The sequence below is a fragment of the Caballeronia sp. LjRoot34 genome, from assembly GCF_964253815.1.
In the GTDB taxonomy this organism is placed as follows: Bacteria; Pseudomonadota; Gammaproteobacteria; order Burkholderiales; family Burkholderiaceae; genus Caballeronia.
Genome location: NZ_CAXUSB020000003.1, coordinates 352,224 through 371,059, shown reverse-complemented (window position 1 = coordinate 371,059; position 18,836 = coordinate 352,224). Strand labels below are relative to the sequence as shown.

The 18,836-nt window shown below is 60.9% G+C and carries 17 protein-coding genes; 12 read left to right on the top strand and 5 right to left on the bottom strand.

Annotation, left to right across the window (positions count from 1 at the left end; translation table 11 throughout):
- Positions 1–53: 53 nt before the first annotated feature.
- Genes ACSQ36_RS32665 through ACSQ36_RS32645 form a run of 5 tightly spaced genes read right to left on the bottom strand, consistent with a single transcriptional unit; the run spans position 54 to position 6,780 of the window.
- Positions 54–1,448 (bottom strand): LLM class flavin-dependent oxidoreductase, encoded by a 1,395-nt coding sequence (locus ACSQ36_RS32665; RefSeq protein WP_436185244.1) that lies wholly within the window; start codon positions 1,446–1,448, stop codon positions 54–56.
- Positions 1,445–3,172 carry a dipeptide ABC transporter ATP-binding protein gene (locus ACSQ36_RS32660; RefSeq protein WP_436185243.1) on the bottom strand — a complete coding sequence of 576 codons (1,728 nt, stop codon included), beginning with the start codon at positions 3,170–3,172 and terminating at the stop codon, positions 1,445–1,447. Before ACSQ36_RS32660 ends, ACSQ36_RS32665 begins: the two co-directional genes overlap by 4 nt.
- 52 nt (positions 3,173–3,224) lie before the next feature.
- Positions 3,225–4,133, bottom strand: coding sequence for an ABC transporter permease (locus ACSQ36_RS32655; RefSeq protein WP_436185242.1), 909 nt, complete (start codon positions 4,131–4,133; stop codon positions 3,225–3,227).
- Positions 4,134–4,159: 26 nt separating this feature from the next.
- Positions 4,160–5,107 (bottom strand): ABC transporter permease, encoded by a 948-nt coding sequence (locus tag ACSQ36_RS32650; RefSeq protein ID WP_436185241.1) that lies wholly within the window; start codon positions 5,105–5,107, stop codon positions 4,160–4,162.
- On the bottom strand, positions 5,104–6,780 hold the full coding sequence (locus tag ACSQ36_RS32645; RefSeq protein ID WP_436185240.1) for an ABC transporter substrate-binding protein: 1,677 nt from the start codon (positions 6,778–6,780) through the stop codon (positions 5,104–5,106). Before ACSQ36_RS32645 ends, ACSQ36_RS32650 begins: the two co-directional genes overlap by 4 nt.
- Before the next feature lie 320 nt (positions 6,781–7,100).
- Between ACSQ36_RS32645 and ACSQ36_RS32640 the strand changes: the two genes are divergently transcribed.
- From ACSQ36_RS32640 to ACSQ36_RS32585, 12 genes are all read left to right on the top strand, one after another.
- Complete coding sequence (locus tag ACSQ36_RS32640) at positions 7,101–7,877, top strand: GntR family transcriptional regulator (protein WP_436185239.1); 777 nt, start codon at positions 7,101–7,103, stop codon at positions 7,875–7,877.
- Positions 7,874–9,625 (top strand): fumarate reductase/succinate dehydrogenase flavoprotein subunit, encoded by a 1,752-nt coding sequence (locus tag ACSQ36_RS32635; protein ID WP_436185238.1) that lies wholly within the window; start codon positions 7,874–7,876, stop codon positions 9,623–9,625. Before ACSQ36_RS32640 ends, ACSQ36_RS32635 begins: the two co-directional genes overlap by 4 nt.
- Positions 9,626–9,636: 11 nt before the next feature.
- Complete coding sequence (locus ACSQ36_RS32630) at positions 9,637–9,882, top strand: 4Fe-4S dicluster domain-containing protein (protein WP_213763804.1); 246 nt, start codon at positions 9,637–9,639, stop codon at positions 9,880–9,882.
- A gap of 49 nt (positions 9,883–9,931) precedes the next feature.
- Entirely contained in the window at positions 9,932–11,368 is a 1,437-nt protein-coding gene (locus ACSQ36_RS32625; RefSeq protein WP_436185237.1) for an ABC transporter substrate-binding protein, read from the top strand.
- Between the two features lie 38 nt (positions 11,369–11,406).
- Positions 11,407–12,267 (top strand): ABC transporter permease, encoded by an 861-nt coding sequence (locus ACSQ36_RS32620; RefSeq protein ID WP_436185236.1) that lies wholly within the window; start codon positions 11,407–11,409, stop codon positions 12,265–12,267.
- Complete coding sequence (locus ACSQ36_RS32615) at positions 12,264–13,061, top strand: ABC transporter ATP-binding protein (protein ID WP_436185235.1); 798 nt, start codon at positions 12,264–12,266, stop codon at positions 13,059–13,061. Before ACSQ36_RS32620 ends, ACSQ36_RS32615 begins: the two co-directional genes overlap by 4 nt.
- A 65-nt stretch (positions 13,062–13,126) precedes the next feature.
- Positions 13,127–14,122, top strand: coding sequence for a HEAT repeat domain-containing protein (locus ACSQ36_RS32610; protein WP_436185234.1), 996 nt, complete (start codon positions 13,127–13,129; stop codon positions 14,120–14,122).
- The gene (locus ACSQ36_RS32605; RefSeq protein ID WP_436185233.1) at positions 14,119–14,409 is read left to right on the top strand and encodes a gamma-butyrobetaine hydroxylase-like domain-containing protein; all 291 of its coding nucleotides are present in this window, start codon (positions 14,119–14,121) and stop codon (positions 14,407–14,409) included. Before ACSQ36_RS32610 ends, ACSQ36_RS32605 begins: the two co-directional genes overlap by 4 nt.
- Entirely contained in the window at positions 14,406–15,314 is a 909-nt protein-coding gene (locus tag ACSQ36_RS32600) for an ABC transporter ATP-binding protein (RefSeq protein ID WP_436185232.1), read from the top strand. Before ACSQ36_RS32605 ends, ACSQ36_RS32600 begins: the two co-directional genes overlap by 4 nt.
- Before the next feature lie 91 nt (positions 15,315–15,405).
- Complete coding sequence (locus tag ACSQ36_RS32595) at positions 15,406–16,389, top strand: ABC transporter substrate-binding protein (RefSeq protein ID WP_436185231.1); 984 nt, start codon at positions 15,406–15,408, stop codon at positions 16,387–16,389.
- A gap of 16 nt (positions 16,390–16,405) precedes the next feature.
- Positions 16,406–17,155 (top strand): ABC transporter permease, encoded by a 750-nt coding sequence (locus ACSQ36_RS32590; protein ID WP_436185230.1) that lies wholly within the window; start codon positions 16,406–16,408, stop codon positions 17,153–17,155.
- Positions 17,156–17,176: 21 nt separating this feature from the next.
- Complete coding sequence (locus ACSQ36_RS32585) at positions 17,177–18,574, top strand: allophanate hydrolase (RefSeq protein ID WP_436185229.1); 1,398 nt, start codon at positions 17,177–17,179, stop codon at positions 18,572–18,574.
- Positions 18,575–18,836: the final 262 nt, after the last annotated feature.

Genomic DNA, 18,836 nt, shown 5'->3' with positions numbered 1-18,836 from the left:
ATCTGGTTTTGCCTTCGGGTTTCGGTTATGACGGCGACTATCGGCGTGCAGGTTCAGGACACCGCCTCCACATTCCTCGATGAAAACGTCCGTACCGCCGAGCGTGTAACGCGTGCCGGATGATGGTCGGGTAAGTAAGGCCCGTGTCCCTGAATCTTCTCGCGCAAGGTCCCGGGCGCGTATTCTTTCTGCATCAGGCCACGCCTTTGCAGCACGGGCACCACATGGTCGACGAATTCGCTCCACCAGCCCAGGGTCGTCACCGGCACCACGTTGAATCCGTCCACACCGGCGTCGGCATAGCGCTGGACTTCATCGGCGATCTGTTCCGGCGTGCCGGCAAAACGGCCGGACACGGTCTCGCGCAACAACTCGCCGAATGTCACCACATGGTCCGGCGCGGCCTCGATGAAAGCCCGCACGTTGCCGCGCACGTGGTTCGTCAGCAGCAGTTCGGAAATGGGCCGTGCGGGGTCGATGTTCGACAGGTCCACGCCAAGACCGCCGCTCCAGAACGACTGCAATGCTTCCACGCTCAGCCACTCTTTCAGTTCGCGACGGCGCGCGAGCGCTTCGGCTTCGGTGGAACCAATAACCGGCGCAAGCGACACGATGATCTTCAGCTCGTCCTCGGCACGACCGAAGGCACGCGCGCGTGCCCGCAGATCGGCAGCCGTCAGGGCGGCGCTTTCAGGTGTGCGCGACGCAATGAACGTGGCTTCGGCATGGCGTGCCGCAAACGAGCGCCCGGCTTCCGATCCTCCGGCCTGGAACAGGAGCGGTGTGCGTTGCGGCGAAGGTTCGGAGAGGTGAGGTCCCTCGACCGAGTAACGCTGCCCGCGATGATGGATCTTATGCACCTTGGCGGGATCGGCGAATACTCCTCGCTCCGGGTCCGTCACTAGCGCATCGTCTTCCCAGCTTGCCTCCCAAAGCTTGTAGGCAACATCGGCATATTCCTCCGCCCAGCGGTAGCGTTCATCGTGTTCCGTCAACGCGCTTTGCCCATGATTGCGGGCGGCGTTATCGAGGTATGACGTGACGATGTTCCATGCCACGCGCCCGTCCGTCATATGGTCGAGCGTGGACATCTTGCGGGCGAAATCGAAGGGATGATCCTGGATGACGGAGCTGGTGACCGCAAAGCCCAGGTGCTCGGTCACCGCGCCCAATGCCGAGACGAGGCTGGCCGGGTCGAGGCTCGGAAACTGCATCGCTGTGCGAATCGAGGTGTCGCCGCTGCCGCGGAATTTATCGTAGACGCCCACTACATCGGCGAGGAATACGGTATCGAACTTGCCGCGCTCGACCGTGCGCGCAAGATCCAGCCAGGGTTGCAGCCGCTTGTAGTCGAGCTGGATGCGGCCTTCGGGGTGACGCCAGTAGCCGTGGCTGTGGTGATTGGGCGTGACATGTGTGAATGCGTTGTAGATCAGGCGTCGCGTCATGGCGTGAACTCTGCGGCAGGGGCATTCTGGGTCGAGCCGGCGCCTGACGGCTTGCGCGACGGCGAAGGCAAGGACAGCACGGCGTCGATCAGGGTGCGGGTGGAAGATTTGCGTGCATTGGCGTTGAGATCAGCGGCATTGAAGGTCTCGATGATCCGGCCGTTCTCCATCACCGCCACGCGGTCGCACATGAATTCGATCACCGGCAAGCTATGGCCGATGAACAGATAGGTCAGATCGAGGGTCTGTCGAAGTTCGAGCAACAGGTTGAGTATGTCCGCCTGAATCGATACATCGAGCGCGGAAGTCGGTTCATCGAGCACAATGAATTCGGGCTTTACAACCAACGCCCGGGCGATCCCGATCCGCTGCCGCTGCCCGCCGGAAAACGCGTGGGGAAAGCGCCGGAGATGCTCGGCTTTCAGCCCGACGCGCTCAATGGCTTCAACGGCAAGTTCGTAAGCGTGAGCCTGGTCGCGGGCCGCGCCGAGCCGCAGCGCCGGGTCGCAAAGTTGCTCGCCGATCGTGCGGCGCGGATTAAGCGATGACGTACTGTCCTGGAACACGAACTGAAAGCGCTGACGGAAGCGCCGTAGTGCGACGGCGTCGAACTGTGCCAGGTCAGCGCCCGCAAAGTGCACGCTGCCGCCAGTCGATGCAAGCAGGTGCGCGACCAGGCGTGCCAGTGTCGACTTGCCGGAACCCGATGTCCCGATCAGGCCAAAGATCTCGCCACGGAGGACTTCGAAATGGACGTCGCTTACAGCATCGAGTGTGCGCACACGCGAACGCAGCCATGATTTTTCAATAACAAATGTTTTGGACAGTCCCTCGACTTTCAGCAAGGTCTCAGAGGTGCGTGGTTTCGAAACAGTCGATCCCGAGGCTTCGCTACCAGCGCTTTCCCCAAGCCGTCGTGCAGGCGATGGGTCCAGGCGCCGCAGCCCCAGTTCCGGCACCGCTGCAATAAGTTTCGCCGTATACGGATGGCGAGGCGCCGTCAGCACTTGCGCTGTTGGCCCATGTTCGACGATCCGCCCGGCCGTCATTACGGCCACCCGATCGCTCAGGTATGACACCACGCCGAAGTCATGCGTGATGATAAGAATGGCCATTCCGAACTCACGGTTCAGACTCTTCAGCAGCGCGAGAATTTCTTTCTGAAGCGTGGCGTCGAGCGCGGTAGTCGGTTCGTCGGCAATCAGCAGGCGGGGTTGACCCATCGCCGCCATCGCGATCATCACGCGCTGCCGCATCCCGCCGCTCAGCTCATGCGGCCATGCGTGCAAGACCCGTTTTGTATCGGCGATACCCACGCGCTGGAGCCACGTGGCCGCTTGCTCAAGCGCCTCAGCCTGGCTGACATGGCGACGATGCCGTGCGACCTCCTGAAGCTGCGCGCCCACCCTGAACGACGGATCGAGCGAACTGAGCGGGTTTTGAAAGACCATCGCGATGCTGTTGCCACGAACTTGTTCGAGTGCGGCTTCCGGCATGCCCAACAGCGCGCTCCCTTCGAACTCAACCGTTCCGCGCACGCTCGCCTCACGCGGTAACAGGCCGGCAATGGCTGCCGCCGTGACGCTCTTGCCCGAACCGGATTCCCCGACCAGCGCGACGATTTCTCCCGCTTCGATACTCAGGTCCAGACCGCGTACGGCGCTTTCAAGGCCGCGTCGTCCAGTGAAATCCACCTTCAGTTGTTCAATCTTCAGCAGTGGCACATGGATCTCCGCAAGGGCGTGTGACGGTTAAGCGGGTTCGTTCAAGGACCGGTCAATCGCGTGGATCAAGCACATCGCGCAGACCGTCCCCGAACCAGTTGAACGCAAGCGCGAAGGCGACGATCACCAGCGCGGGAAGGGTTGCCACATGACCGCCGCCGAGTAGCATCACTCGAGCGCCTTCGCCGACCATGCGGCCCCAATCAGCCGTGGGCGGCTGTACGCCAAGCCCTAGAAAGCTCAGGCCCGCGAGGAACACGATCATTCCGCCGATCAGCGTCGTGCCATACACCACTACCGACGTCAGCACGTTCGGCAGGATCTCGCGCGAGACGATCTCGAAGGACGATGCACCCAGCGCACGCGCAGCCTCCACATACTCCTTATCCCGCTCTGCCCGCACTTCGGCATAGACCACCCGCGTGACATAGGGCAGCGCGCAGAACAGCACGGTCGCGGTCACCGTAAAGATGCCCGGTCCGAACGTCGTGGCGAGATTGATCGCAAACAGGATCATCGGAAACGCAAACAGGATGTCGATGAAGCGCATGACGACCGCACTCGCACGGCTTCGTGAATAGCCGGCGTACAGACCAAGCAGGAGACCGAGCACGCAGGCTCCGAGCACGGCGGGGATCACCACGACGAGCGACGTCCTGCCGCCCCAGATCAGGCGGCTCAGCATGTCGCGTCCTTGAGCGTCGAGGCCAAGGAGGTGCCCCGGTGTGCCGATGCCGCCAAGGCGCAGCACCGGGTCGGCGGCGTTCGGGTCATAGGGCGCGAGCCAGGGTGCAGCTGCCGAAACGGCGAAGACCAGCAGGATGAAAATCAGTCCACCGAACGCAAGTCCATTCGATGCCAGTCGCGTGGCGGCTTCGCTCATGCGCGACGGCGCGAGCCGCTCGCACGCGCTGCAGCTCTCGGCGTATGCTTTTTCCCGAACCAGTTCTGACGGTGGCATCGAGTAGTTCCTATGGAAGATCTGCGTTAAGCGCCAAGGCGCGGGTTGAGCAGGTCGAGCGCGATGTCGGTCACAAGATTCACGCCCACAAAACATGCTGCGATCAGCATCACGCCAGCTTGCGTCATTGGATAGTCCCGGCCGGCTGCTGCCACATAGAGTTGCGAACCCAGGCCGGGCCACGCGAACACGTTTTCCACAAGAATCACGCCGCTCAGCAAATAGCCTATCTGCAGGCCGGTGACGTTGATCACCGGACTAAGCAGGTTGCGTCCCATGTGACGCCGCAGAATCCGGGCGCGTGAAAATCCCAGCGATCGATAGGTCCTGATGTAATCCGCCCCTGCGATGTCGATCACGCTTGCCCTGACTAGCCGCGCAAGAATGAGCATCGAAATGAGCGCCGCCGAAAACGCCGGCAGGAGGAGATGGCGCAGCAAGTCCGGCAGGCCGCCGTCGCCACGCATGTCCGCAATGCCGGATGACGGCAGCCAGTGAAGCTTGAGCGCGAACAGCCACATCAGCACGAGTCCGAGCCAGAATACCGGCATGTTGTGGCCAATCTGAATCACGAACATGGAGACCGAATCGCCCTTTGATCCTCGATTCAAACCGGACACCACGCCCACGGCGACACCGAACACGACGCAGATCAGCGTTGCTGCGGCGGTGAGGATCGCGGTATTGATGAACGCGCGGCCGAGTACGTCCATGACCGGCACCTTGAGGACGATGGAGTCGCCCCAATGGCCGCTCAGCAAATGCGACAGCCAGATGAAGTACTGCGTAACCAGCGGCCGGTCGAAGCCGTATTCATGCCGAAGGGCGTCAATGGACGATTGCGGCATCTGCCCCGTGAGCGCGTTCGAGATCGGATCGCCCGGGGCCAGATGCGCCGAAAGAAACACCAGCACCGAGATGGTCAGGAAGACCGGAATGGCCTGCGCCAGGCGACTGATGATGGTGCGCGTCATGTTGACAGCCACACGTGGCTCAGGTCGTACCAATTCTGCGCCGGCACGTTAAAGCCCCTGACCTTGGGGCTGGTAGAAAAGTAACGGGTGAACGAAAGCAGCGGCACGACACCGGCCTGCTTCTGCAGCAAGCCATTGGCGCTCTTCCATAGAGGGATCGCGCGGGCCTCGTCGGGTTCTACTGACGCCACGTCGATCGATGCCGCCAGTTCCGGCCCAAGCAGGTCCTTGCCGCCGCGCGCCACAACATACCCTTGATACACAATACGCAGCCACAGAGGGGTGACGAAGCCCCATTCCATGCTGGCGAGCGCGATGTCGTCGGACAGGTGCGGGAGATTGGACGTATAGGTCAGCCACTCCTGCGAGAGGATCTTCACGTTGATGCCGACCTTCGCGAGATCGCGCTGTATCCATTCGATGCTCGGTTGATTCGCCTCGTCGGTCGCAATGGTGAAGCTGATGTCGCCATCCTTGAAGCCCGCTTCGCTCAACAGCCGGCGCGCAGCATCGGGATCGTAGGCGAAGTCCTTTTGGGCAGGATCGTAGGCGGTGTTGCCGGGGTTAAGAATGTTGTACGACGCAATGGCGTGACCTTTGAAGAGCGTTTTGGCGAGCCCTTCGCGATCAATCGACTGAATGATCGCCTGCCGGACACGCACATCTTGTGCGAACTTGTTCTTGAAATTCCAGCCTAGATAAAGCAATCCCGCGCCCGTGCCCTCGGGCACGGCATAGCCGTTCGAGGACAACGGCTGAACCGCGTCGGCGGGCGTGCGGGTAAGGATGTCGATCTCGCCCGCCTGGAGCGCGGCGAGGCGCGTGGAGTCGTCAATGATGGGCCGGAATACAATTTTGTCGAGGTAGGGACGTGGCCCCCAGTACTGTTCGTGACGCGCCAGTTCAGTCTTTTCCCCGTGAACTCGTGTGACCAGCTTGAAGGGCCCTGTGCCCGAAGCATGTTCGGCAAGACCATCCTGGCCCCAGGTCTTCAGCGCCTCGGGACTAAAGATTCCCGACACGTAATTGCCTTGCGGCAGCATGCGCGGAAAGTCGCGAAACGGTTTGTTAAAGACGTAGCGCACGGTGTAATCATCGACCACGTCAAAGGACTTCAGATCGCCGTACACCGCTTTCATGAAGGCGTTAGCCTTGACGTCGTAGTACTCGAAGCTCTTGTCATGGAAGCGGCGCACGTTGAACTCCACGGCGTGCGCATCGAACTGGGCGCCATCGTGGAATTTCACGCCGCGGCGCAGCTTGAACGTGAACGTGGTCGCGTCATCGCTGACCTGCCAGCTTTCAGCCAGCGCCGGAATCAGAGGCGGCGGCCCATCGGAGGAGGGTCTGCTGAGATCTTCGCCGACCAGCGACTCGTAGATATGCCGGTCTACCCGGTACGTTTCCCAGGAGTATTGATGATTGGGATCAAAGACGGTCGGCTCCTGATACTCGCCCACGACAAGTGTGCCGCCCACCCGAGGCGTGCCGTCCGATGCAGCATGAATGAGCGCCGCCGGATTGACTGAACCTTGCGTACCATGCCTGCTGATCAGCCCATAGCCGATCGCGCCGACACCCAGCAACGCGCCGCCAACAATGAAGCTCCGACGTCCTGCCGAATTTTGTTTTTTGCTCGGTGGCGGCGAATCCTTGGGATGACTATCTGACATCTGCTGATTCCTTCTATTTTTTTTGATGGAGCGCGGACACGCCGTGCCGGTGTCTGCTTGAGAGGCGGTTCCGTCAACGTGACGATGCGCGACGATGTGTGACGGATGACAAACGTAAACCCTACGGTTCACATGGACGTATCGCAACGAAGGATTCGTGCGAAAGATATGACGCTCGTGGCGCGACGCACTGCGCTGAAGCCCTGCTGAAAGCTCTGCTGAAAATCAACGACTCTGCTTTGATCGATATCAGAAAATCTTCGTTGGTCGGATTTATCGGCGTGTTTAGACTCCATTTCATCTTGTCATAACAAGTTGAAATGACTGCTCCCACCGCCACCTTGTTGCCGCTGTCCGCCGCCCCGCTCTATGCCCGGTTAAAGGAAGTACTGCGCGCCCGCATCCTTGACGGGACGTACGCGCCGCATGGGCAGATGCCATCCGAGCACGAGCTCTGCGCAATGTTCGAGGTCAGCCGCATCACCGTGCGTCAGGCGCTTGGCGACCTGCAGAAAGAGGGCTTGCTGTTCAAGATCCATGGAAAGGGAACTTTCGTTTCCAAGCCGAAAGCCTTTCAGAACGTAACGTCGCTACAAGGCTTTGCAGAGGCGATGTCATCGATGGGATATGAAATCGTCAACCAGCTGCGCACGTTCAGGGTGATCAAGGCTGACCGCCACGTTGCAAGCCGCCTGAATGTTGCCGAGGGCTCGGGGGTAGTCGAAATCCATCGGGTGCGGCTGCTCAACCGGGCGCCCGTGTCGCTGGAAATTACCTACGTTCCGGAGGCGCTCGAAAAGCGTCTGGCCAATGCCGACCTCGTGACCCGCGACATCTTTTTGATCCTTGAGAACGACTGTGGACTTTCGCTCGGCCACGCCGATGTATCGATCGACGCGATTCTCGCCGATGACGAAATCGGCGCCGCGCTGCAGGTAGAGGAGGGCAGTCCGGTGCTGCGGATCGAACGCCTCACGCACTGCGCTGACGGCACGCCTATCGACTATGAATACCTTTATTTTCGCGGCGATGCATTCCAGTACCGGATGCGTATCGACCGGGAAAAGAAACGCAGGAATGCGAGGAAAGCGCGATGAATACACATGTTCTCGAATACGACGTCGTGGTGGTGGGAGGCGGAACAGCCGGACCCATGGCCGCGGTCAAAGCGAAGGAACGCGATCCCTCGCTCAGGGTGTTGCTGCTGGAGAAAGCAAACGTCAAGCGTAGCGGCGCAATTTCCATGGGCATGGACGGTCTCAACAACGCGATTGTTCCCGGGCACGCAACGCCTGAGCAATATACGCGGGAGATCACGATCGCGAACGACGGTATTGTCGACCAGTCAGCGGTGTACGCCTATGCGCGGCATAGCTTCAAGACGATCGAGGAACTGGATCGCTGGGGTGTGAAATTCGAGAAGGACAGTACTGGCGACTACGCTGTCAAGAAGGTGCATCACATGGGTTCCTATGTGCTGCCCATGCCGGAAGGGCACAGCATCAAGAAAGTACTTTATCGTCAGCTCAAGCGTTCCCGGGTCGCCATTACCAACCGGATTGTCGCGACACGCCTCCTGACCGATGCAACGGGACGCGTCTGCGGCGTAATGGGTTTCGACTGCCGCACCGCCGACTTTTATATCGTGCGCGCGAAGGCCGTGATCCTGAGTTGTGGCGCCGCAGGCCGGCTGGGGTTGCCGGCGTCGGGATACCTGATGGGCACTTATGAAAACCCGACCAACGCAGGTGACGGTTATGCCATGGCCTATCACGCCGGCGCCGCGCTTTCCAACCTTGAGTGTTTCCAGATCAACCCTTTAATCAAGGACTATAACGGTCCGGCTTGCGCTTATGTGACCGGACCGCTTGGCGGCTTCACGGCGAATGGCAAGGGCGAACGCTTTATTGAATGCGACTACTGGAGCGGTCAGATGATGTGGGAGTTCTACCAGGAACTGCAAAGCGGCAATGGGCCGGTGTTCCTGAAGCTCGATCATCTGGCGGAAGAAACGATCAAGACGATCGAAGACATCCTTCATACCAACGAGCGTCCGAGTCGGGGGCGTTTCCATGCGGGACGAGGCACTGACTACCGGCAGCAGATGGTCGAGATGCACATCTCGGAGATCGGCTTTTGCAGCGGCCACAGCGCGTCGGGCGTGTATGTCAACGAGCGCGCGGAGACCACGGTGGCGGGTTTATATGCAGCGGGCGACATGGCCGCGGTGCCGCACAACTACATGCTTGGCGCGTTCACTTACGGCTGGTTCGCGGGATGGAACGCGGCCGGCGATGTCGCGGGCCGCGAGTTTTCACCGCTCGACGACGAACAGATAGCGGCAGAGCGTCAACGCATCTACGCACCGCTCGAACGCGAATCGGGGCTTGCCCCGGCGCAGGTCGAATACAAGTTGCGGCGCATGGTGAACGATTATCTGCAACCGCCCAAGGTCACGCGAAAGATGGAGATCGGGCTGCAGCGGTTCGAGGAAATCAGCGCCGATATCGATGAGATGAAAGCCGATAACCCGCACGAACTGATGCGCGCCGCAGAAGTGCGAGCCATCAGGGACTGCGCGGAAATGGCCGCACGTGCGTCGCTCTTCAGGACCGAGAGCCGCTGGGGGCTTTATCACCACCGGGTGGATTATCCGCAGCGTAACGACAGCGAGTGGTTCTGCCATACGCACCTCTTCAAGGATCAGTTCGGCAGGATGACGAGCGCGAAACGCGCGGTCGAGCCCTATGTGCTTCCGCTCGACAACGACGAAAGCGATGCCTATCAAAAGTTGCGCATTGGCGAGCGTGTGTCCGTGCCCGCAGCCGTGCCGGAATCCGCCTGAACGGAGTCTCCATGTCCTATACGTCTCATGAAATTTTCCAGCGAAGCTCGGCGCCTGTCACCGTCGACGAAGACAAATGTATCGCTGACAAGGGCTGCACCGTCTGTGTGGATGTCTGTCCGCTCGACTTGCTGGCGATCGACCTCTCGAAGGGCAAGGCCTTCATGAAGTTCGATGAATGCTGGTACTGCATGCCGTGCGAACAGGATTGCCCGACCGGTGCGGTCAAGGTAGAGATTCCTTATTTGCTGCGCTGACGCGGCGTTCAGATTCGCGGCGTAGTCACTATCTACTCGGGGTTGAGTAATGAACATTCGGAATATTCGAAAACTGCTTCGGGCTTCCACGGCGTTAGGCATCGTCATGGCGTCATTGAGCGCCGCGCAGGCGGAAACGATCCGCGTGGCTATCGGCACGCAGGACACCACGATCAACTGCGCGACCGGCGGTCTCATGATCCGGGAACTGCATCTGCTCGATAAGTATCTTCCGCACGACGGCAAATACAAGGACGTCCAGTACGACATCCAGTGGAAGGACTTCACATCCGGCGCGCCGCTGACTAATGAAATGGTCGCGGGCAAACTCGATTTCGGCGCGATGGCGGATTTTCCTGGCACGCTCAACGCGGCGGCATTCAAGAAAGCCGGCAAGCGGAGTGAGTTCATCACGGTTCTGTCGGGGAGCATCGAGGGCAGCGGCAATGGCATTGTCGTCCCGATCGGGTCCCCGATTCATTCCTTGGCCGACCTGAAGGGCAAGACAATCTCGGTGCCGTTCGCATCGACCGCGCATAGCATGTTGCTGCGCGCTATCAAGGCGCAAGGCTGGGATCCTGAGACCGACGTCAACATCATCACGCAAGCGCCGGAAGTGGCGGGCAGTGCGCTCAAGGCGCACAAGATTGACGCGCATGCCGACTTTGTGCCGTTCGCCGACCTGTTTCCGTATCGCGGCTTCGCGACCAAGATCTATGACGGTTCGCAAAGCCACGCACCGACTTTTCATGGTGCGCTCGTCGACGCGGACTACGCAAAGAAGTACCCGGAAATTGTCGTTGCCTATTTGCGCGCGACCATTGAGGCGAATCGCCTGATGGCGCAGGACCCGGAAAAGTACAGCCTGCTGATAGAGAAAGTGACGGGCATTGAAGCGCCGGTCGATTACCTGTATCACGGGCCGCTCGGCTTGCAGACCCGCGACCTGACCTGGAAGCCGGAGTATCGGCAGGCCGTGGCGAGCGCGATCGACACACTCAAGCTGCTGAAAAAGACGGACGTCGAGCTCGATGCGAACAGCATCATTGACGACCACTTTATCCGCGAGGCGTTCAAGCAGTCCGGCCTCGACTACGACGCCGCGCTCAAGAACTACGCGAAGCAGCCGTTGACGGCCAATGACGCGCAAACGGGCAAGAGAATCACCGATTTCAATGACGTTGCTCAAGTGTGGGTCGAAGGTGAAGACGCCGTTCGCAGTTACGCGCAACCGCAAGAAGCTCTCACTGCGCAGGAAGCGTTGACGAAACAGGGCAAGACCGTGCGCGCGGTGTTTGTGCAGGATCACACGAGCGGGCTGAAGCTGTTGGCGGGCCAAGCCTGGTATGTCCGCTCAGGCACCGGGCAGATTGCGGCTTTCCTGCTGCGCGCCAGTGCGGACGATTACGCGAAAAAGGTCAGTGGCCAAGTCTCGGACTATGCATCGGTTCGGGCTGGTGCGGCTCAGGCCGTGGCCGCACGCTGACGCGCAGCAGGTTCGACGCCTTCTACAGGAAATCGATAATGGCCACTTCGCTCGAAAGCATCGAAAGCCGCGACTTGCCGGCGCTTGACGGACAACGTTCGTCGGCGGTGTTGACGCGCACGCCTGTCAGCCGTTCGATCTGGCGTTGCGCGTCACTTGTCGCCTGCCTCGGCCTGTGGCAGATCGCTACGCAGTACAAGGTCTCGCTCGGCTTCGTGACAATGGCGAATGTGCCCGCACCGACGGAGGTCGCACAGGCGTTCTGGCATCTGCTGCATTCACCCAAGCTGCCGATGCACCTCTTCGCCAGCATCATGCGGGTGCTGGTCGGATTCAGCGCGGCGGCTTTGGTTGGGATCGGCTTTGGCCTGGCCATCGGACGGTATCGCGCGTTCGAAGATACAGTGCTGCCGTCGCTGGAAGTGCTGCGGCCCATTCCCGCTGTTGCATGGATTCCGCTGGCGATCCTGATGTTTCCGTCGTCGGAGGTGAGCATGATGTTCATCACGTTCATCGGCGCGCTGTTTCCTATTCTGCTCAATACCATTCACGGCGTGGAAGGCGTCGATCCACGCCTGGTCGCCACCGCGCGAAGCCTTGGCACGCGCCGCCTCGCCCTGTTCAGCGAAGTGATCCTGCCCGGCGCGGCGCCGGCGATCCTGACCGGTTTGTCGATCGGCATGGGCACTGCGTGGTTTTGCCTGATCACGGCCGAGATGATCGCGGGGCAGTACGGGATCGGCTATTTCACGTGGGAGTCGTACACCTTGCAGAACTACGCCGATATCGTCGTCGGCATGCTGCTGATCGGCGCGCTTGGCATGGGCAGCAGCGTGCTTGTCAAAAGGCTCGGACTGATGCTGATGCCGTGGCATCGGCTGAGCGAGGCACGTCGATGAGTATCGCGTTAACCGAGGTGTCGACCGAGGCCACCCTGGGCCGTGTGGACGTGCGTTCGCTAAGCGTTGAGGTGGGGTTGCCGAGCGAACGATTGACGGCGCTCGATCGCCTCGATTTCACCGTCGAGCCGGGCGAATTCGTCTGTGTGCTCGGACCGTCAGGTTGTGGCAAGTCCACGTTGCTGGGCGCTATTGCGGGACATGTGGCGTCCACCCGTGGCGAGATCGCCGTGGATGGCGAACGGGTCGAAGGGCCGCATCGAAACCGTGGCCTTGTGTTTCAGCAGCACACGTTGTTTCCGTGGAAGCGGGTGATCGACAACGTTGCGTTCGGACTGAAGATGAGCGGGCTCGGTCTCGCGGAACGGCATCGCGAGGCGCGTGCGTTGCTCGAACTCGTCGGCCTGCAGGGATTCGAAGCGCGTTATCCGGCGCAACTGTCGGGCGGCATGCAACAGCGGGTGGAAATTGCACGCGCGCTGATCAATCGGCCGCGCATCCTGCTGATGGACGAACCGTTCGGTGCACTCGACGCACAGACGCGCCGGATGATGCAGAGCCTGCTGCTTGATGTGTGGGCGCGTATGCGCACGACCGTGATGTTCGTGACTCACGATATTGACGAGGCATTGTTCCTGGCCGATCGCATTCTCGTGCTGTCGCGACGGCCGGCGCGAATCATCGCCGATATCGTGGTGCCACTTTCCCGTCCACGCGATGACGAAAGCACGGTGGCGGCGGAGTTCGTCGACATCAAGCGCCGTTGCCTTGCATTGCTGCGCGAGACGACATGAAATTGCGCGCCACGCCATTCTGAATATTCATTGCTTCAATCGCTCATTTGACAACCCATCCACCCATGACTGTTTTCTCTCCGCTGACTTTCGACCCGGACGCGCTCGACCCCGAAGCAGCGGCCGTGCTGCCGCGCCTGTCCAGCGCCGACCCGGTGGTTCGCCGCATCGCGCTCCTTGAACTCGCGGATCTGGAGGACGAGAACCTGTTGCCGCCGATCGTCCATGCGCTGCGCCATGACGATTCGGCAGATGTCCGCCGGGAGGCCGCGCGTGTGCTGGCGGCCTGGGAAGGGGCGGAGGTTGTCGACGCGCTGTGCCGCTCCCTTCTCGACGCGGATGAAACGGTGCGCCTTGCTGCCGCTCAAAGCCTCTCGGAACTCAAGGAAGCAACGTCCGGCCACGTGTTGCTTGAATGGGTCGCCAATCCCGACCCGTTCGTGCAGGCCGCGATACTCCGCGCATTGCGTGAATTGCGCCTGTCCGACGCACTGGACCCCGCCATGCGAGCACTCTCGCATCCGCTTGCGTCGGTGCGCCTGGAGGCCGTCGGCGTCGCAGGCTGGCTCAAGGACGAGCGCGCACTTGCGCAACTCGCGCAAGTGGCCGCAGGCGATACCGATCCCGATGTGCGCCGGGCCGCAGTGGGATCGTTAGGACTGGGCTCGGAGCCGGCGCAAGCCATTGTCGATGCGTTGCTCAGTGCGTTGCGCGACGACGCGTGGCAAGTGCGTGAGGAAGCCGCCGCGACGCTGGGCAAGCTGCGCGCGGGCCAGGCACGTGACGCGTTGATCGCGTCGCTCGACGATCCCTACTGGCAGGTCAGGTTGAAGTCTGCGCGAGCGCTCGGCCGGTTGCGTGACCCGGGCGCGGGAGCGGCGCTTGCCCGGCTGCTGTCGCACTCCATCAGCAATCTGCGCAAGGAAGCGGCGCTTGCGCTCGGCGAGCTTGGCGACCGCGGTTTGCTGCCGGCCCTGCAAGCTGCCCAAGGCGACCCGGACCCGGAAGTACGCAAGGCCATTCGCATCGCGTTGCAACAGATCGAAGGTCTTCCAGCATGAACGTACCCGAGCGCATCGACCTGGACTCGCGCGCCCATACCCTGACGCTGCACTGGCCCGGCGCGCGGGCCCAGTGCGTCAGTCACGCGGCCTTGCGCCGTGCATGCCCTTGCGCCGCGTGCCGCCGTATTCGCCTCGCCGCGAGTTCCGTGCAGGCAGCCGAGGACGTCGCAATCGTGGACATTCATTCAATGGCGTATGGCGTGCAGATCATCTTCAGCGACGGTCACGCGCAGGGGATTTTCCCGTGGCCGTTTCTCGAAGCGCTTGGGGCGGTTGCGGCATGACACAGGCCCTCGGACACCTTAGGGTCGACCGGCTCTCGGTCGAATTCGCGCAACGCGCGGGACGCTGGCCGTGGCAGCGCGCAGGCGTAGCAACGCGAGTGCTCGACGACGTTTCGATCGAAGTCGCACCCGGCGAATTCGTCGTCGTGGTGGGGCCCTCAGGGTGCGGCAAGTCTTCGCTGCTCAACGCGGTCGCCGGATTTCAGGCGCCAGCATCAGGCAGCGTCACCATCGACGGTCAGCGGGTGATATCGCCGGGAGCCGATCGGGGCGTCGTGTTCCAGCAATATTCGCTGTTCCCCTGGATGACCGTACGTTCGAATGTCGAGTACGGCCTCAAGCTGAAAGGCGTGCCGTCGGCGCAACGCCGTGACCGCGCCCGCTCGTTACTGGCGATGGCCGGGTTGTCGAACATCGAAACGTATTTCCCCGAGCAGCTTTCGGGCGGCATGAAGCAGCGCGTGGGCATCCTGCGCGCGCTGGCGACCACACCACGCATCCTGTTGATGGACGAGCCGTTCGGCGCCCTCGACGCGCAGACCCGCACGATCATGCAGCAGTTGCTGACGACCATGTGGCGCAGCCTGAACTTGTCGGTGCTGTTCATCACGCACGATATTGACGAAGCGGTGTTTCTGGCCGATCGCATTTATGTCATGACGGCTCGTCCCGGACACATCAAGGAGATCGTGCCGGTGCCGCTTGCCCGCCCGCGCAGCGAAGCTACGATGGAGTCGATGGAGTTCTTTTCGATCCGGTCCCGGCTCCTTTCGCTGATTCGGGAGGAGAGTCAGAAAGCATTCGATACAGAAGCTCAAGTATTGCCGCCAGGAAGGGCGGCCGGCGAGGGCGGTGATGTCGGCGAGGCAAGTCCACCGTCTGTCCTGACAACGACGCTTGACTGAAGCGCCATTTTTTGGCGGCAAGTGCTTACAGTTCTGCTTTAAAGCAACGACACCTTGACACGTTAGCCAATGCCATCGGGAAATTCTAACCATGCTTAGTATCACAAAACAATTGTTCGTTTCGGGAATTCTGATCACCGCGCTGCAGGCAACGGGCAACGCGGCCGAAACCGTTCGGCTTGCGCAAAATCTGGCCCCGATATCCGGCATCGTGATTATCGCGCAGGAACAACATTTCTTCGAAAAGAACGGACTCGATGTTCAGGTCAGCAACTTCAGCAGCGGTCGGCAGGCACTGGAAACCGTGCTTGGCAATGGTGCCGATGTGGCCACCACCGCCGAAGCGCCGATTACGGCGGCGGCACTCGCCGACCAGAAGATTGCAGTGCTCGCAAGGATGGAATACTCCGACGACAAGACACTCACCCGCAGCGCCGCGCGGATCACAACGCCGGCCGATCTCAAGGGCAAGCGCATCGGGTTTTCGGCGGGTACGGGCAGCGAAATCTATACGGGCATGTTGCTCAAGCGCGCAGGACTGACCCCTGCGCAGGTTCAGCTGGTGAACTTGCGCCCGCAGGACATGCCGGCCGCGCTCGCCGGTGGCAGTATTGACGCTTACAACAGCTGGGAGCCATTCATCGCGAACGGCAAGAAAGCGCTCGGCGACGACGCCAGGGAGCTTCCGGCCAAAGGCGTTTATGCCGAGACGTTCAACCTTGTTGTCCAGCAAACTTATCTGCAGGCACATCCCGCAACGGTGGTCGCGTTTTTGCGCTCGGTCGTCGAGGCCGAAACGTGGCTGAAGGCGCATCCCGACGACGCCATCACTACTATCGCGCAGGCGACCCATATGGAGCGTGCCGATCTTGCCTCGATCTGGCATGACTATGTGTTTGATGTGGTGCTCGACCAGCGTACGCTCGACACGCTCACGCAACACGCGCAATGGCGCTTGGCGAGCGGCAACGCGCCGGCCGGGGCGACGCTCCCGGATTTCCGCCGCATTATTTTCAGTGCGCCGCTGGCTCAGGTGGACAAGGCGCGGGTACGGTTGCCCGCAGCGTCGGACTAGGCCGCGGATAACCAGCATGAAACACGCTCCATTTGTCGCGAAACTGTTTTCGCTGCCGTTATTCCTGCTGTTATGGCAGGCGCTGTGCCAGGCGCATCTCGTCAATCCTCTGCTGTTTCCTCCGCCTACGCGCGTGATCGCCGCGTTATACCGCTATCTCGGCGCAAAGGAAGGATGGGTTGATATTGATGCGAGCGTCGAGCGGGCAGTTATCGGCTACGCGGCCGGTGCCCTGGTCGGCATCGCAATCGGATTACTTAGTGGTTCGAACCGTGTTGCGGCGGGTTTGCTCACGCCCGTGTTCCAATTGCTGCGCCCGATCCCGCCAATCGCATTCGTGCCGATTGTGATCGTCTGGTTCGGACTGAGCGAACTGGGCAAGTGGTTCCTCGTATTCTGGGGCGTGTTTTTCACCGTGTGGCTTGCCACGCATCTCGGTTTGCAACGGGCAAATCCTACGTATGTGCGCGCGGCGCAGGCGCTGGGTGCGACTCGCCGCCAGTTGTTGTGGACCGTGCAGTTGCCCGACGCGCTGCCGTTTGTGTTCGTCGGGTTACGCACCGCGATCACGATCGCTTTTTATGCGCTGGTATCGGCGGAACTGGCGGGCGCGTACGCGGGCGTCGCCTACCGTCTTGAGATCACACAACAGAACCTGCAGATCGCCACGATGATGGCGGGGTTGCTGGTCTTGGGCTTTTTATCATCGCTGGCGGATCGTCTGTTCGAGATGATTTCGCGCCGTGTCGTTCACTGGTCCTCCTGACTCTTCCCGATCCAAGCCTTTATGCACTCCTCGCCACTGAGCCTCGATTTCAACAGCCTGAAGCACGCCTATGCCGATGGTTCCTGGACGCCGTCGAGCGTAATCGATGAGGTCTATCGACGGCTGGCGCATCGTGCCGGCGATCACGTCTGGACCCATGTCGTGCCGCGCGAGGTCGCATTGGCCGCAGCGGCCCGGCTCGAACGATTGGGGAACGGCGGTTCGAGCTTGCCGTTGTACGGCATCCCGTTCGGGCTGAAAGACAACATCGATGCAGCCGGATTGCCGACGACCGCGGGATGCCCCGCGTTCGGCTACGAAGCCACGCAGTCGGCGGCTGTTGTCGAGCGCCTGGAGGCCGCCGGCTCCATCCTGATCGGCAAGCAGAACATGGATCAGTTCGCCACGGGTTTGGTCGGCATCCGCTCATTGTCGGGCTACTGCCGCAATCCATTCGACTCCCGCTACATTCCGGGCGGATCGAGTTCAGGCTCGGCGGTCGCGGTCAGCACGGGCCAGGTCTCGTTTTCGATCGGGTCGGACACGGGCGGCTCGGGGCGCGTTCCAGCGGCGCTGAATAACATCGTCGGGTTGAAGCCGACGCCGGGGCTCGTCAGCATGCGCGGATTTGTCTATTGCAACCGTAGTTTCGATGTCGCTCCGGTATTCGCGCTCACCGTGCAGGACGCCTCCGATGTGCTCGACGTCATTGCCAGATACGATCCGACGGACCCGTTCTCGGTCGACCGTCCATCAACCACATTGCATCGTAGAACAACGCCTTTGCGCTTCGGTGTGCCACACGCTGAAGACCTGAAATTCTTCGGCAATGATGCGGCCCGTTCGTCGTATCTTGCGTCGCTCGACGTGCTTCGCTCGCTAGGGGCGCAAGAAGTCCGGATTGACTACAAGCCGTTCGTCGACGCTGGCCGGCTTGTGTTCGGGAGCGCGTTCATCGCCGAGCGCTGGCTTACCTATCACGATGTAATTTCCCGCTATCCCGACGCGGTTCACCCGGCGGTGCGCGCGTCGATCGACGCGGCGCAAAGCTACAGCGCCGCCGATGCATTCCAGGCGCTCTATACGCAACGAACGCTGACGCGCTACGCAGCGCAGCTTTTTCAAACTGTTGATTTTCTTGCGCTGCCTACTGTCCCCACCATTTACCGTTGCGATGACGTTGAACGCGATCCACAACGCCTGAATGCGAACATGGGGTATTACACGTACTTCGCGAATCCGCTCAACCTGGCGGCACTGAGCGTGCCGTCCGGCTTTACGCCGGACGGCTTGCCTTTCGGTTTGTCCCTGGTTGGCCCCGCATTTAGCGAACGCGCGCTGGTATCGACTGGGCGTGAAATCGAAAAGGCCATCGCGGGCTCGCTTGGCGCGACCGGTTTGCGCGTGACACCCGATTAATGCGATCCTCACACGCTTCTTTTCCAGAGAATGTCAGCCCGAATTTCCCCGCATCCGTCTCGCGATAAAACCCATTAGCTCACTGACAATCCTCATATCTATCGATCCTGCTCGATGCGCCAGGCGCATTCCGCCCAATGTTTTCCATCGAACGCAGAGCCGGCGTTTATCGCCACGTAATCCTTGCCGGATCAAAAAAGACGAAGTACCTTTGCTACTCGTTCCAGATCAATTTTGCCTATAAGCATTCCCGTATTTCTTA